Consider the following 15,804-nt stretch of genomic DNA (forward strand, 5'->3'; position numbering starts at 1 on the left):
GGGCAAAGAAAATGCAGCTTCGCTCGACCGATCAGGGGCAGCTTGATCTGTTCCGCGCGCGCCCCGGTGTGATCACGCCACGCGATGCGCAAGACCTGATGTCGTGGCCGTTTTTCTCGCTCGCCAAATCCCGTCGCGTGACACCGATCGACTTTCGCATGGGCGAGGTTTCGATCCGCGTCGAGGCGACGATCGAACATGGCATGGCGACGATCTGGGACGCCGACATCCTGATCTGGGCAGCCAGCCAGATTGTCGATGCACGTGACAAAGGCCTTGGCACGTCGCGTCTGATGGCGGCGACGCCCTACGAGATCCTTGCGTTCATCGAGCGCGGCGACTCCGCTCGCTCTTACGACAGGCTGAAAGCCGCGCTTGACCGCCTGCAATCGACAACCGTTGCCACTTCTATCCGCCAGTCGTCCGAGCGGCGGCGGCATCGATTCTCCTGGATCAACGAATGGAAGGAGCGAATGGACGTCAGCGGGCGACCACTCGGCATCGAGCTCATCCTGCCGGACTGGTTCTATGCCGGCGTCATCGACGATGCCCTTGTTCTCACGATCGACCGCCAATATTTCGGGCTAACGGGCGGCCTGGAGCGCTGGCTTTACCGTCTCGTCCGCAAGCACGGCGGCCGCCAGACCTATGGTTGGAGCTTTGATCTCGGCCATCTCCACGTGAAATCCGGCAGCCTGTCGCCCTTCAAGCGCTTCACCTTCGACCTACGCGAGATCGTGCGTCGCCAGCCACTACCGGGCTACCAGCTAGCACTCTCCGTCGATCCCGACGGTCGGTCACGCCTGAACTTCCAACTCGACCCCGTCGATCCATTCGCGAGCGCCAGCGCAACGCCTGGCCGCACAATCAAGGCTGTGAAATGACTGTGGACAGGCCCGTGCTATCAGGAACCGCAGCTCCCGTGCCATCGGGAACCGGGTTCCCGTGCTATCAGGAACCGGAATCGGGCTTAAGCCATTGCAGCGATTGCCGAACCCGCTCCTCTAACGTTTCTAACTGCGAATCCTTCGGATTCTTTCTAACGGAAAGCGCCGATCGGCGAGGCTTTGGACAACAATCAGGCCCTGATGTTTCAGGTATGCCGAGCACCATCGACGTCCACCGTTCCTATCCAAGCAGAGCTGTTTTCTCTGCCCTTTGCTTCGCCAGTCCGGCTGATCGCCTCGTGTTGCGGAGGTCGACATGAGCGAGCTCACCGCGGTCGAACTGTTGTGGCTGAAGAAGCGGAACGAGAACTACATCCGCTTCGGCAAGGTTTCTTCGAACAGGAACATCGATCGCTGTCGTCGTGCCGTCACCTTCACGCCTGGGAGCATCTTCGCTTTCGTCCGGTGGACGGCCAACGACTTCGGCACGATCACGTCCCGCATCGATATTCTGCGCGCCGTCGCGGCCGGTCGGCACTGCTCCACCGTCGCCTATGTGCGTCCCGGCGCTGAGATCCTGCTCACGGCTACCGGATGGCCCAATGTCGAAAAAGTGCTGAAGATAATCGACGCCATCGAGGCGATCGGCATCGATCCTGTCGATGTGTCGCCGGATTATTGGCGGCATGCCCACAGTAGGTTTGCCGGGCGCGAGACACCGAGGCCTTACACTCGCCAGCGCCATGACGCTTGGCTCCTGCGCCACAGGATTGAGCCATGAGCAGGCGCCTTGCGATCATCGCCGGCATGCTTGGCGGCGCAGTTCTCGCCGTTGCTCCAGCACGGATCAACCATCGCCCGAGCTTCATCTGGAACGCATCTGCAAGCGTCCCCATCGGGCTGTATCATGTCGTGCCGGCCAGCAGGATCGACGTCACCGACATCGCCGTCGTCATGCCGCCCCAACCGCTCGCCAGCTTCCTGGCTGAGCGTCAATATCTGCCGAAAGGCGTGCCGCTTCTGAAGCGCGTGTTGGCACTCAAAGGCACGACAGTCTGCCGACAGGGCACCGCTATCATCACCCATGGCGCGACCGTTGGACTTGCGCGCGAGCGCGATAGTCGCGGCCGACGGTTGCCCGTCTGGCAGGGCTGCCGCGTGATCGCCGGCAGCGAAGTCTTTCTCATGAATCGAGACGTGCCCGACAGTTTTGACGGCCGCTATTTCGGGCCGCTGCCGCTCACTTCGGTCATTGGCCGCGCGGTTCCTGTCTGGGTAATCGACCGCAGCTTTCCAACGCCGAATATTCCCAAAGATTCCGTTCTCGGCGAGCCTTGAAGGTTCGCGCCACTCTTCATCAAACGCTCATGAAAGGAGCAACCCAATGGCCCAGATCGGTACCTTCACCCGCAACGACGATGGCTTCCACGGCAACGTCTCAACGCTGACACTCGACGCGAAGCTTGCCATCCTGCCCGCCGAGAAATCGGATGCTGAAAACGCGCCAGACCATCGCGTCTTCTGCGAAAGCATGGAGATCGGCGCGGCGTGGGATCGCACTGGAGAGAAGGCCGGCGCCTATCTCTCCGTCTCCATCGACGATCCGTCCTTCACGCAGGCGATCCGTGCCAATCTGTTCCAGTCCGATGTCGAGAAGAACGTCTGGGCCCTGCACTGGAGCCGGCTGCCGAAGCGTGACGAGCGAGGCTGATCGGATGCCCCGACTGCGCGGCAGAGAACCGTTCACGTCAAACCCTTTGATCGATCGGGCGCCGGTCAAACCCTTCGACCCGATCGCCTGTCAGGCGGCCACCGCGCGCAGCGAAGGTCAAGGGCGGCCGGACGCTTGCCCGTCGTGCAGGAGGTTCATGAGCCCGGGCTTTTCGGCAAGCAAGTCCGGCCGGCGAAGCCTTGCCCTTGACGGGAGCGAGCACGGTGGCAGGCTGCAGGCGCGTCGGGATCGTGGTTCATGTGCTTTTATCAACCGAGGCATTGCAGCACTGTCTGCAAGCGTCATACTCGCCCTTCCAACAGCCATTGTCTGTGCAGAGCCATCCGCGCATGGTGAGCGCCCGGCGCACGGCGGCAGCGTCATCTCGTCTTCTGATCCCTGGTCGGCATATATCCGGGAGGCTGTCAAACGCTTTGCCATTTCCGAGCGGCTGCTGCGCGCTGTCATGCATGTCGAGAGCGTTGGTGATGTTCATGCGATGTCGAGCAAGGGCGCAATGGGCCTGATGCAGATCATGCCGGCGACATGGGAGGAACTGCGCATCAAGTATCGCTTTGGCGATGATCCTTATCAGCCGCGCGACAACATTCTTGCAGGTGCAGCGTATCTCCGCGAAATGCTCGACCGCTTCGGACGCAACGGCTTCCTCGCGGCTTACAATGCTGGTCCTGGGCGCTACGAAGAGCACCTTTCAACCGGCCGGCCGCTGCCGCGTGAGACGATCGACTACGTCAGGAAACTGGCGCCTCTGGTCAATGGTTCGGTTCCCATTCCGATGAGCGCGCGTCAAGGAGCGGGCAGGGCGAACGCACTCGAAGCGGCGATTTTCGCGCACGTCGTGAACACACGGAATAGCTCGGCGCCGCAGGGTGAGCGCGAGACTAATGTTCCTGTAGAGACCGTCTTCACGGCGATCCGTTCACCCAGCGTGCGAGCACCGGTGGACAAAGCGGCCATCGATCTTACGGCGCTCGTACCGCAACCAAGCGGTTCTCGCAGTGAAGGTGCATCAGATCCGAACCCCGCTATTCATAGCCCGTTTGTGCAGGGTTCCTCCGCGACACCCCAATGATCACAGACTCCCTGGTCAATCGCACTCCGTGCTGGTCCGTCGCTGAAATTGCGGCGGGAGGATTGGCTGTGAGAGAGGACGGAGAGGGATGGCAGGATAAAGGGCCGCGATGTGCGGCTCGGTCGGTCGATTGTTTTTCTTATGGTTTTTGTCTCGCTTTGCGATGTTCTCACGCAATCTGCGATGCGCGCGACCGGCATTTTTTCAATCATTCCAGTAAAAACCGCACCTCGTGGGTTCATTCGCCATGAATAGGGACGATGATTTTCGTGTGCGCCCTGGCCGTATCCGCTCCCGCGCCGGCCAACGCGCTCGCCCGTTCATATTCCAGGCGCTGGCATCGGCACAGCGGGCGGGCGGTCATATCTCGCGCAAAGGCCAGTTGGTCTCGCGACGCGCCTCGACGTTCGGTCGCGGCAGATCGGCAAGCATCCGCACAAATCGCCTCATTACCGGCCGCTCACGCGGTGCCGTCGTAAAGGCACGCGTCGTTCGCCAGTTTAATGGATCGACGCCGCTCGTCGCCCATCTCAAATATCTCCGCCGCGAGGGTGTGACGCGTGACGGTGAGAAAGCAAAGATGATTGGGCCGGACGCGGACGAGGCCGATCATCATGCCTTCTCCGATCGATGCGAGGACGACCGGCATCATTTCCGTTTCATCGTCTCACCCGATGACGCCCACGAGTTGGGTGACCTCAAAGGCTTCGCTCGTAACCTAATGGTCGATATGGAGCGCGATCTCGGCACGAAACTCGACTGGATTGGCGTCGACCACTGGAACACTGAACATCCGCATATCCACATCCTTGTTCGCGGCGTCGTCGACGATGGCGAGAACCTCGTCATTTCACGCGACTACATCCGCCAGGGGATGCGCGATCGGGCAAGCGATATCCTTACCCAGATGCTAGGGCCTCGGACCGATCACGACATCCGCCGAACAGTCGAACAACAGATCGACACCGAGCGCTGGACACAGCTTGACCGACAGCTTGCTCGCGATGCCGATCGTCATGGCATCATTGATCTTGCGCCGCATTCCGACCGCCAACCGGACGAGTTTCTGACACTCAAGGTCGGCCGGCTCCGTAAGCTTGGAGGCCTAGGCCTCGCCAGCGAGATGCGCCCCGGCCAATGGATCATGGCGGATGAGGCCGAACCCACGTTGCGCGCGCTCGGTGAACGCGACGACATCATCAAGCGCTTGCACCGCAGTCTCGCTGGCCATGGCATCGAAAGACCAGCGGCTGGTTATGTCCTAGCGGCCGAAGAAATCGATACGCTTGTCATAGGGCGACTGTTGGAGCGCGGCCTGGACGACGAGTTGCGTGGCTCGGCCTACGCGATCGTCGACGGCATCGACGGACGCGCGCATCACATCCGCTTTCATGATCTCGCTGCCACCGGCGATTCCACATCAGGGTCCATCGTCGAGCTACGCCGCTACGAAGATGCGAACGGGCGCGGACGCACCGCGCTTGCCGTCCGCTCCGACCTCTCGATCCAAGAACAGGTCCGCGCCTTTGGCGCGACCTGGCTCGACCGGCAACTCGTCGCCAGCGAGCCTGCCGAACTCGGCGAGGGGGGATTCGGCGCGGAGGTCAAGCAGGCACTTAAGGGTCGCACCGATTATCTGAGAGAGCAGGGTCTCGCCCGGCGCGAGGGTCAGCGTGTCATTCTTGCCCGCAACCTAATCGATACGTTGCGCAGCGGGGAGATCGACGCTCTCGGCACGAAACTCACGGCCGAGACAGGTCTTCAGTTCATAAGGACCGGCGACCGTGATCCAATAGCTGGCATCTATCGACGGCGACTCTCGCTCGCCTCCGGGCGCTTTGCGATGATCGACGACGGCCTTGGCTTCAGTCTCGTGCCGTGGTCACAGTCAATTGAACGCCATCTCGGCAGGCATGTTTCTGGTGTGGCGCAAGGCGCCCGCGGTATTGAGTGGAATGCCGGACGAAAAAGATCACTCGGGATTTGATCGTGCACTTGGCGAGGTCGTTCGGACTGGATTGCGCCGCAACTTGGCCTTTCGGGCCAACGGTTCCTTAATCCCCAAAGCGGCCGTTCATTGTTTTGGGCACCGTGGCAGTCATCACAGCCGCAAATGACAGATCCGATAGTTGACCGATGTCTGTTCAATCCCAACAGCGCGCGCAAAGAAACCAAATCGAACATATACCTCATGCCCGCGATGTGACTGAAACGCGGGACTTCCCTTGCTAAGATCAGTGAAATTCCCAGCCGCTCCCTATAAGTCGGCCTGGTCGTTTCTTTCAACCATCCCGGCACGCAGCCGTCGCAATAGAAGGCTTAATAATATTTTACTTATGTGCGATGATTGCCTCGCGGATACCGGCAATGTTGTCGGCTTCGGAGGGGCGCTTATGCCGGCTTGGCTTATCAATCGATTTCCCGTGCTGCTATTTTCCCTTGCTCTTACGGAGTTATTCATCATCGCTCCCAGTCAGTTGCGAGACCAGTTGGCGAGCCAGGGTCCGTCACCAGTTATTCTGCTGGTTATGTTAGTGACCTTCAATTGCTTACTCGCTCTGGCTCACCTCTCCTTCCTAGCGGCTCGAGGTCAGTTTCAGCCAATAACCGACAGTGTCGCCGTCTCCCTGCCGTTGATCGCGGCTTGTCTGTCCCTCGTCCGCGTTTCGCCTGATGCCTGGATACCTAGCCTCGTTGCCGCCATCACAGGAACGCTCATCATAGAGATCGCCAGCCGTAGGCTGGTGCCGCACGCAGGACTAGCCTTAGTCTGGCTGATGGGGACCGTCGGTGCCCTTTACTTGGGCGCGCTCATCCTGACGATTACCTTTCCAGTGTCTTTTCCTCGGGTCATCGGCTCGGTGTGTATCGTCTTCTTTGGACTGGGCGCGTTGACGGTCGGGATCGCCGGCCTGTTGCTGATCCCACTACGTGCCCGCAACATAGTTCTGGGCATATTCATGCTGTGYCTGGTATTCGATCCGATACAACACGCTGCGCGCAGAATCCCTCCCGGCGAAGGCACTTCCGAGTTCTTCAGGGAGAGGTTCTCCGCGTGGATCCTGAGCAGAGCAGATCTTAACGCCTACAAGGATGCGAAGCGCCCCTATCCAGTGATCATCACTTCTGCCGCCGGGGGAGGCATCACTGCCGCGGCGCACGCCTACGCAGTGCTGGAAACCTTACAAAAGCTGTGTCCGAATTTCTCGCAACACGTGCTCGCTAGCGTCGGCGTGTCCGGTGGCAGCCTGGGAGATGCTTTATTCGCGAGCACCGTATCGGACGCTGCTCAGAGAACGGATGTAGTTGCCTGTCAACGGATCGACGGCCAGATCAATCTGGACCCCGTTCTTGCCGACCACCTCGCTCCGGTGTTGGCAGCCTTCCTTTTTGCAGATGTTCCCAACGCTCTGCTGCCGGCATCTCCGGTCCCAACCGACCGTGCGATCGCGCTTGAGAAATCCATAGAGCAGTCTGGCACGGGCACCGATTCGTATTTCGCGAGGCCCATTGAAGATTCTTGGCAGCCAACAGGTGCCACCCCCGCTCAGATCTTTGTCGCGACACAGGTCCAGACTGGCGAACGATACATACTCACGCCGCTCTCGGCCGAATACGGCGAATACCACCCCGGCACGGACGCTACCGTGAGCATGAGTACTGCGATCGGCATTAGTGCAAGATTTCCCTGGCTGACGCCGACAGCAAGGATACCTTTCGCTAGCGACGTGCTTCTGGCCGATGGTGGCTACTTCGAGAATTCGGGCGCTGATACTGCTACCGAACTTGCAGGCGTTGTTCGGGGCTTGGAAACGCCAATGCCTTGCGGAGGAGACCTGCCGGCCGATTGCAACGTTCTCTACTTCCCCGATAAATCAGGCCAACGTTGCCAACTTCGTGTTGACACTTATTTCGATCAGGACGTCGAGTGGGGCTGCGACGTTCACATCCATATCAGCTACGTCGCCATCGCCGATTTCACCGAACGATGGGGTACGCCATTTACCACACCTGACCCCCCACAGTCCTTCTGGTTGGATCCGCTGACCACCATGCTCAACACTCGGACGGCCCGAGGTCAGTTGGCTCTGGGCAACGCAATCGGCTCTTTCTGCCTCAGCGATTGCGTCGAGGGAAACGAACTTGACTCGGGCATGCACACCAACCTAATCGCGACCAGCGCGCTGGACTTGCCGCTTGGATGGACGCTATCCCGCGCCAGTCTAAATAAAATCCTCGAAACGACCATTGCCGTGGACCGGTGCGCGGAGCTCCGGCACCAGCTGGACCCAACTTACGAGGTGCCAAACTTCCCCAGTTTCAAACAAGAGGACCCAGCCGCCATCCTCGATGCCAACGCTTGCGGATTGGCGACGGTGGCGGGCCTATTCAACCTGACTGATCCGGCCTTCCGGTCCTACTACGGCATTCAGGGGGTACCGTACCTCTAGTTAGATTGGCCAGGGGAGTTTTGGTGCGTAATTGAAAGTCAGCTTCTGGAAATACCAACGCCAGCGGCTGAATTTCCGTATCCGCAAATGTCTGCACGGCAGCTTTGCGCCGCATTTCGAACGGTGATATCCGCCTCGCGATTTCCCGAGACCGAACGTGATTGCACGGCCTGTATTGGCCGCCACTTGCCCGTGTGGAGACGGGTAGACGCGATATCACCGGTGGGCTAGTGGGGCTACGAACCGGTTCCAGAAATAATCGGCGGCCTGATCCGGCGTCATTCGCTTTGTGCTTGAGGAAGGCCTTGGTCCCGAGCGCGGCGACATCAAACTTTTCACCATCGAAGTCGATCTGACCGCCGAGCTTCGGGTCGAGCAGGAATTTCTCGTGAGTGCTTGCCCTGAGTGAGAGCGGTCCTGCCTCGACCTTGAAGATTGACTGACCCTTCCAGTAGACATTCAGGGATTTGCCGCGAAGCCCAATCACAAGTTCGCGGTCTTCGAGGACATCACGCCACCAACCCTTCTCTGCTGCTTCCTCCAGTTGCAAACGAAGCGGTCAGGCAATGACCTGTCGAAATTCTTGATCGTGATTTCGGTCATGTCACCTCGCTGGAAAATCACCGGTGCTTCTCCAAAGGTCCAACCGCTTTGCAAGAGCGGGATATTCCTTGCGGAGCACTTCTACCCATCTCGTTAACGACCGATCGCACCAGACAAGTCTTTGCACGTCGGGCTACGACCCGCTGACCTGGCGGGCCTTTTGTCCTTGCATACCTGGAAATCCGACATTTCCTGCTCGCTCCCGATCGATCAGCCAGATGAGATGTGCAGTGCCGGCAACCAGAATACTGTGGGGCCAAATCCTGACGGTCCTCTTGATTGTGCTCGCGACCACCTGGTGCGCGACGCAATGGACGGCGTGGCAGCTGGGTTTCCAGGCGCAGCTCGGTTCGCCCTGGTTCGAACTCGCCGACCAGCCCGTCTACCCACCACCTGCATTTTTCTGGTGGTGGTTTTTCTTCGATGCCTATGCACCGGAAGTGTTCATCGAGGGTGCGTTGATCGCCGCCAGCGGCAGCTTCATCGCGATCGCCGTGGCCATCGGCATGTCGGTGTGGCGTGCGCGCGAGGCGAAGAACGCCGCCACATATGGCTCGGCGCGCTGGGCGACGCCAAGAGAGATCGAGGGCGAGGGTATGATTGGTCCCGATGGCGTGGTGCTTGGCAAACTCGACCGCGACTATCTACGCCATGACGGTCCTGAACATGTCTTGTGCTTTGCGCCTACGCGGAGCGGCAAGGGTGTTGGTCTCGTCGTGCCGTCGCTGCTTACCTGGCCGGGTTCGGCGATTGTCCACGACATCAAGGGTGAAAACTGGGAACTTACGGCAGGATGGCGAGGGCGCTTCGGTCGTGTGCTGCTCTTCGACCCGACCAATGCGGGCTCGGCGGCCTACAATCCTCTGCTAGAGGTGCGACGGGGCGATTGGGAGGTCCGCGACGTCCAGAACGTTGCCGATGTGCTCGTCGATCCCGAAGGGTCGCTGGAGCGCAGAAATCATTGGGAAAAGACCAGCCACGCGCTTTTGGTCGGCGCTATCCTGCATGTCCTCTATGCAGAACAGGACAAGACGCTTGCCGGCGTCGCCAACTTCCTCTCCGATCCGCAACGGCCGATCGAGACGACACTGCGCACCATGATGCTGACGCGGCACCTGGGTGAGCCCGGTCCACATCCGGTCGTGGCGTCGGCGGCGCGCGAACTGCTCAACAAGTCGGAGAACGAACGATCAGGCGTGCTGTCGACCGCCATGAGTTTTCTGGGGCTCTACCGCGATCCCGTCGTGGCGAAGGTAACGTCTCGTTGCGATTGGCGGATCGCCGACCTTGTCGAGGGCGAGCAGCCGACGACACTCTATCTGGTCGTACCCCCATCGGACATCAGCCGCACCAAGCCGCTGATCCGCCTTGTGCTAAATCAGATCGGCCGCAGGCTGACGGAAGACCTTCATGCGAAGGATCGGCGGCAGCGCCTGCTGATGATGCTCGACGAATTTCCAGCTCTCGGCCGACTTGATTTCTTCGAGTCAGCACTGGCCTTCATGGCGGGCTACGGCATCAAGTCCTTCCTGATTGCCCAGTCGCTCAACCAGATCGAAAAGGCCTATGGGCCCAACAATTCCATCCTCGACAATTGCCATGTGCGGGTCAGCTTCGCCACCAATGACGAGCGGACTGCCAAGCGCGTCTCGGACTCGCTGGGAACAGGAACCGAGATGCGGGCAATGAAGAACTATGCCGGGCACAGGTTGTCACCCTGGCTTGGACATCTCATGGTGTCGCGGCAGGAGACGGCTCGTGCCCTGATGACGCCGGGAGAAATCATGCAGCTTCCGCCGACCGATGCCATCGTCATGGTGTCCGGCCTGTTTCCGATCCGGGCCAAGAAGGCTCGGTATTTCGCCGATCCGCGCCTTGCCGAGCGTGTTCTGCCGCCACCGGAGCCTGCAACGACTGCAGGAACATCGCGGCCCGACGACTGGACCGGCGCAACGGTCCTCCCCAAGCCCGAAGGCAATCCTCTGCAACCGAAGCTATTCGCAGCTTCGCAGGACGACGATCCTACCAATGGCGGCATCCGCCGCCAGCCCGAACTCCCAGACCACGAGGACATCGCGCCAGAACGAACGGCACAGCGCGAAAGCGAGTTCGACCTCGACCAGGATGAACCCGACGATGACGCTGTGCGTCGACGCGCAGTCGATCAGGTCATGCGCCGCGCCGCACGGCAGGCAGCCCTCGATCCCAATGATGGCATCGAGCTTTGAACCCATGAAGACCGCGAAGAAAAGAAGGCTCTCTGCCTATCTCGATCCGGACGTGATGAACGCGCTCGCCGACTACTCCGCGCGGCGCGATGTCTCGCTGTCCTTGATAGCCGAGGCCGCCATTGCCTCCTTCCTGTCACCGGATGCCGAAGAGCGGAAGGAGGCGGCAGTCACCAGGCGCCTCGACCAGATCGATCGGCGTGTGCAACGCGTTGAACGGGATGTCGGCATCGCCATCGAGACACTAGCGTTGTTCGTTCGCTTTTGGCTCAACTCGACGCCGGCCCTTCCCGAATCCGCACAGGCCGAAGCCCGTGCGAAGGGATTGCAGCGCTACGACGGTTTTGTCGACGCGCTGGGCCGCAGGTTGAGCAAAGGCCCCAAGCTCAGGCAGGAAATCGCCGAGGACGTTCCGCCAGCGTCCCCGGCCGACTCGGATGACTTGCCAACGAATAGGACCTGACCCGCGGGATCGCCGCACCGCATTTCGCAAGTCTCTGCACGTCGCATTGCGATCGCTCTTTTTGCTTGTTGCAAGGCTTGCACTCCTGCCTCTTCTACTCATCCCCGACGCGGCACGAACCGATCAGCCGCGAAGAAGTGGGGGCAGATCGTGGCTATCAATTATCACCCAGGCAGCGCAACGGTGTCGCGCGGCGCGCGCATGCTGCGCACCGCGCTTGGCCCTGCCATCGCAGGCTTCCTCGAAGATCCGGCAATCGTCGAGGTTATGCTCAATCCGGATGGCCGGCTCTGGGTCGACCGGCTGAAGGAAGGTCTCTCTGCGACCGACCAGGTTATGGGCCCGGCCGACGGCGAACGCATTGTCCGGCTGGTTGCGCATCATGTCGGCGCCGAAGTGCATTCCGGCAGCCCGCGTGTATCGGCCGAACTGCCAGAAACGGGCGAGCGCTTCGAGGGCCTGTTGCCGCCTGTTGTGGCAGCACCGACCTTCGCCATCAGGAAGCCAGCGGTCGCAGTGTTCACGCTTGAAGATTACGTCGCCGCCGGTGTCATGACGGATGCCCAGGCCGACGTGCTGCGGCTCGCCGTCCAAAGGCGGAAAAACGTCCTCGTCGCCGGCGGCACATCGACCGGCAAGACCACGCTGGTCAATGCGCTGCTGGTGGAGGTGGCCAAGACCGCCGACCGCATCGTGTTGATCGAGGACACGCGAGAACTCCAGTGTGCCGCACCGAACCTTGTGGCTCTGCGTACCAAGGATGGTGTCGCCTCGCTGTCGGATCTGGTGAAGTCATCGCTGCGGCTGCGCCCGGACCGTGTCCCGATCGGCGAAGTCCGTGGCGCCGAAGCGCTGGACCTGTTGAAAGCCTGGGGCACCGGACACCCAGGCGGCATCGGTACCATTCACGCCAGTTCCGCCGTTGGCGCCCTGCGTCGCCTCGAACAACTCGTTCAGGAGGCCGTGGTCACGGTCCCGCGCATGCTCATCGCCGAGACGATCGACCTTGTCGCCGTACTCGCGGGCCGCGGTTCGGCTCGCCGTCTTGCCGAGATTGCGCTCGTCGACGGGCTCGACCCTGCCACCGGCGACTACCGCATGCTCGAGGCCAGGATCGAGACCGACCAACCGTGAATCCCAATCCCCGAGGAGCCCAGAATGATTCCGCTTCGCATCACTTCATCGTCTACCTTCAAGTTTTACACCGTTCGCCAACTGGCGGCGTCGACTGCTGCGGCTGCGTTGATGATGATCGCGCCTGCTCACGCTGCAGGTTCCTCCATGCCATGGGAGGAACCGCTCCAGCAGATCCTCGAATCGGTCGAGGGACCGGTCGCCAAGATCGTGGCGGTGATCATCATCATAGTCACGGGATTATCGCTTGCCTTCGGTGACACGTCGGGCGGATTCCGCCGGCTGATCCAGATCGTGTTCGGACTGTCGATCGCCTTTGCGGCCAGCTCGTTCTTCCTGTCCTTCTTCTCGTTCGGCGGCGGGGCGCTGATCTGATGGATGAGGATATCAGCGGCTTCTTCGCGCCGGTGCATCGCGCGCTCACCGAACCGATCCTGCTTGGTGGCGCGCCGCGCGCGGTCGCCATTGCCAATGGCACGCTTGCCGGCGCGGTCGGGCTCGGTCTGCGCTTGTGGATTGCTGGTCTGGTCCTCTGGGCGATCGGACATTTCGCGGCCGTCTGGGCCGCCAAGCGCGACGCACAGTTCGTCGACGTGGTTCGCCGTCACCTGCGCTACCCCGCCCACCTGGGCTGCTGAGAGGTTTCTAGATGATGAACCTTGCCGAATATCGCAAGAAGGGTGCCAGCCTCGCCGACTATCTGCCCTGGGCAGCCTTGGTCGCGCCAGGCGTGGTGCTCAACAAGGACGGCTCTTTCCAGAGAACAGCTCGTTTCCGCGGGCCCGATCTGGATTCCGCCACCCCGGCGGAATTGGTCGGCACTACCCAGCGGTTGAACAGCGCGCTCCGCCGTCTCGGCTCCAGCTGGGCGATCTTCGTCGAAGCGCAGCGCAATTCAGCGACCACCTATCCCGACGGCGCATTCCCCGACAGCGCCTCAGCCCTGCTCGAGATCGAGCGGCGTGAACAATTCGAAGGGGCCGGCCAAGGGCCGCGCCCCTGGAGCGACCACAGGTCCGACGGAGAGCTGTTTGAGAGCAGCTATTTCATGACCTTCGTCTGGTTGCCGCCCGCCGAGGAAGCCTCGCGGATGGAGAACTGGCTCTACGAGGGCCGGGCCACCAACGGCGTTGATCCACGGGAGCTGTTGAAGGGCTTCGTGGATCGTACGGACCGCGTGTTGAACCTGGTCCAAGGTTTTGTCCCCGAGGCCATATGGCTCGAAAATGACGAGACGCTGACCTACCTGCATTCCTGCATTTCCACCGCGCGCCATCGCGTTCGAGTGCCAGAAATACCCATGCATCTCGATGCGCTTCTCGTGGACCAGCCGCTCGCCGGTGGGCTGCAGCCGAGGCTCGGCGATGCTCATCTGCGCACGCTCACCGTCATCGGTTTTCCGAGTGCGACTTTTCCTGGGATCCTCGACGATCTCAACCGGCTTGCCTTCCCCTACCGCTGGTCGACGCGGGCGATCATGCTCGACAAGACTGATGCGACCAGGCTGATGACGAAGATCCGCCGCCAGTGGTTTGCCAAACGCAAATCCGTAGCCGCGATCCTGAAGGAGGTGATGACCAATGAGGCATCAATCCTCGTCGACACGGACGCCGCCAACAAGGCGGCCGATGCGGACGCGGCCCTCCAGGACCTCGGCTCCGATCAGATCGGTGAAGCCTACGTCACCGCCACTGTAACTGTCTGGGACGCCGATCCCTCGATCGCCGACGAGAAGCTTCGATTGGTTGAGAAGGTCATCCAGGGCAAAGACTTCACCTGCATCGCCGAAGGCGTCAACGCCGTCGAAGCATGGCTCGGCAGTGTCCCAGGCCACGTCTATGCGAACGTCCGGCAGCCGCCGCTATCGACTTTGAATCTCGCCCACATGATACCGCTTTCGGCGGTCTGGGCCGGTCCGGCAGAGGACGAGCATCTCCGTGCACCACCGCTTTTCTTTGCCAGAACCGAGGGCTCGACGCCGTTCCGGTTCAGTCTGCATGTCGGCGATGTCGGGCACACGCTCGTCATCGGGCCGACCGGCGCCGGCAAATCGGTCCTGCTGGCGCTCATGGCACTCCAGTTCCGGCGCTACGAGAACAACCAGGTTTTTGCCTTCGACTTCGGCGGCTCAATCCGCGCGGCAATGCTCGCCATGCAGGGCGACTGGCACAATCTCGGCGGCAACGCGTCGACGGGGAAGGGAGCGGATGATCCCCTCGCTCTGTTGACCCTGGCGGATCTGTCGGACGACATCGAGCCCAACGCCGTTTCGCTGCAGCCGCTTGGCCGCATCCATCTTGTGCCGGAACGCGCCTGGGCGGCCGACTGGCTGGTCGACATCCTTCTGCGCGAGGGCGTTCCTGTTACGCCGGAGGTGAAGGAGCTGCTCTGGTCGGCGCTGACGTCGCTGGCCACCGCGCCGGTCCAGGAGCGGACGCTGACCGGCCTGACGGTGTTGCTGCAGTCCTCGCCTTTGAAACAGGCGTTGCGGCCCTATTGTATCGGCGGTCCGTATGGCCGGCTGCTCGACGCCGAGCACGAACGCCTGGGTGATACTTCCGTCCAGGCCTTCGAGACCGAAGGGCTGATCGGCACGGGTGCGGCGCCCGCCGTGCTCGCTTATCTTTTTCACCGCATTGAGCAGCGAATGGATGGCCGACCGACGCTGCTCATCGTCGACGAGGGTTGGCTGGCACTGGACGACGGCGGCTTCGCTGACCAACTGCGCGAATGGCTAAAGACCCTTCGCAAGAAGAACGCCTCCGTTGTCTTTGCCACGCAGTCGCTATCCGACATCGACGGCAGCAGGATCGCGCCGGCCATCGTCGAGAGTTGCCCGACGCGGCTGTTCCTGCCGAACGAGCGCGCCATCGAGCCGCAGATCACCCAGATCTACCGGCGGTTCGGCCTCAACGATCGCCAGATCGAGATCGTCGCCCGGGCGACGCCGAAGCGCGATTATTACTGCCAGTCGCGCCGCGGCAACCGGCTGTTCGAACTCGGTCTAGGTCCGATCGCACTGGCACTCTGCGCCGTATCGTCCAAGTCCGATCAGGCGGCCATCGACCGGATCACCACAGAGGCCGGTCGGGAAAATTTCCTCGAGGCCTGGCTTTCTGATCGCGGCCTTCGATGGGCGGCCGACCTCATTGCTCATCTCACCAACGTTATCGACCAATCCGAAGAGGAGGTTTTGTCATGAATTCCGCTTACGGGAGTCTTCGTCTTCGTCAC

The 15,804-nt window shown here is 61.1% G+C and carries 13 protein-coding genes; all 13 read left to right on the forward strand.

Annotated elements, in window-relative coordinates:
- Positions 1-11: 11 nt before the first annotated feature.
- The 13 genes from AC1DYJ_RS02815 to trbE all read left to right on the forward strand — a co-directional run bounded on the left by AC1DYJ_RS02815 (position 12) and on the right by trbE (position 15,772).
- Positions 12-884 (forward strand): replication initiator protein A, encoded by an 873-nt coding sequence (locus AC1DYJ_RS02815; protein ID WP_477279793.1) that lies wholly within the window; start codon positions 12-14, stop codon positions 882-884.
- Positions 885-1,203: 319 nt separating this feature from the next.
- On the forward strand, positions 1,204-1,668 hold the full coding sequence (locus AC1DYJ_RS02820; protein ID WP_477279795.1) for a DUF2840 domain-containing protein: 465 nt from the start codon (positions 1,204-1,206) through the stop codon (positions 1,666-1,668).
- Between the two features lie 26 nt (positions 1,669-1,694).
- A complete protein-coding gene (locus tag AC1DYJ_RS02825; protein ID WP_477279797.1) occupies positions 1,695-2,225 on the forward strand; it encodes a S26 family signal peptidase in 531 nt (176 codons plus the stop codon).
- Between the two features lie 46 nt (positions 2,226-2,271).
- Positions 2,272-2,598 (forward strand): DUF736 domain-containing protein, encoded by a 327-nt coding sequence (locus AC1DYJ_RS02830; protein ID WP_477279799.1) that lies wholly within the window; start codon positions 2,272-2,274, stop codon positions 2,596-2,598.
- A 157-nt stretch (positions 2,599-2,755) separates the two neighbouring features.
- Positions 2,756-3,691, forward strand: coding sequence for a lytic transglycosylase domain-containing protein (locus tag AC1DYJ_RS02835; RefSeq protein WP_477279801.1), 936 nt, complete (start codon positions 2,756-2,758; stop codon positions 3,689-3,691).
- Positions 3,692-3,938: 247 nt separating this feature from the next.
- A complete protein-coding gene (locus AC1DYJ_RS02840) occupies positions 3,939-5,678 on the forward strand; it encodes a relaxase/mobilization nuclease domain-containing protein (protein ID WP_477279803.1) in 1,740 nt (579 codons plus the stop codon).
- 406 nt (positions 5,679-6,084) lie between these two features.
- Entirely contained in the window at positions 6,085-8,142 is a 2,058-nt protein-coding gene (locus tag AC1DYJ_RS02845) for a hypothetical protein (RefSeq protein ID WP_477279805.1), read from the forward strand.
- Between the two features lie 833 nt (positions 8,143-8,975).
- The gene (locus tag AC1DYJ_RS02850; protein WP_477279807.1) at positions 8,976-10,973 is read left to right on the forward strand and encodes a conjugal transfer protein TraG; all 1,998 of its coding nucleotides are present in this window, start codon (positions 8,976-8,978) and stop codon (positions 10,971-10,973) included.
- Between the two features lie 4 nt (positions 10,974-10,977).
- On the forward strand, positions 10,978-11,436 hold the full coding sequence (locus tag AC1DYJ_RS02855) for a CopG family transcriptional regulator (RefSeq protein ID WP_477279809.1): 459 nt from the start codon (positions 10,978-10,980) through the stop codon (positions 11,434-11,436).
- 201 nt (positions 11,437-11,637) lie between these two features.
- Complete coding sequence (trbB, locus tag AC1DYJ_RS02860) at positions 11,638-12,570, forward strand: P-type conjugative transfer ATPase TrbB (RefSeq protein WP_477280203.1); 933 nt, start codon at positions 11,638-11,640, stop codon at positions 12,568-12,570.
- 111 nt (positions 12,571-12,681) lie between these two features.
- Positions 12,682-12,945 carry a TrbC/VirB2 family type IV secretion system protein gene (locus AC1DYJ_RS02865; protein WP_245461199.1) on the forward strand — a complete coding sequence of 88 codons (264 nt, stop codon included), beginning with the start codon at positions 12,682-12,684 and terminating at the stop codon, positions 12,943-12,945.
- Entirely contained in the window at positions 12,945-13,208 is a 264-nt protein-coding gene (locus AC1DYJ_RS02870) for a VirB3 family type IV secretion system protein (RefSeq protein WP_477279811.1), read from the forward strand. Before AC1DYJ_RS02865 ends, AC1DYJ_RS02870 begins: the two co-directional genes overlap by 1 nt.
- 11 nt (positions 13,209-13,219) lie before the next feature.
- Positions 13,220-15,772 (forward strand): conjugal transfer protein TrbE, encoded by a 2,553-nt coding sequence (gene trbE / locus AC1DYJ_RS02875; protein ID WP_477279813.1) that lies wholly within the window; start codon positions 13,220-13,222, stop codon positions 15,770-15,772.
- Positions 15,773-15,804 lie beyond the last annotated feature (32 nt).

The sequence above is a fragment of the Mesorhizobium sp. P2_B11 genome, assembly GCF_056404855.1.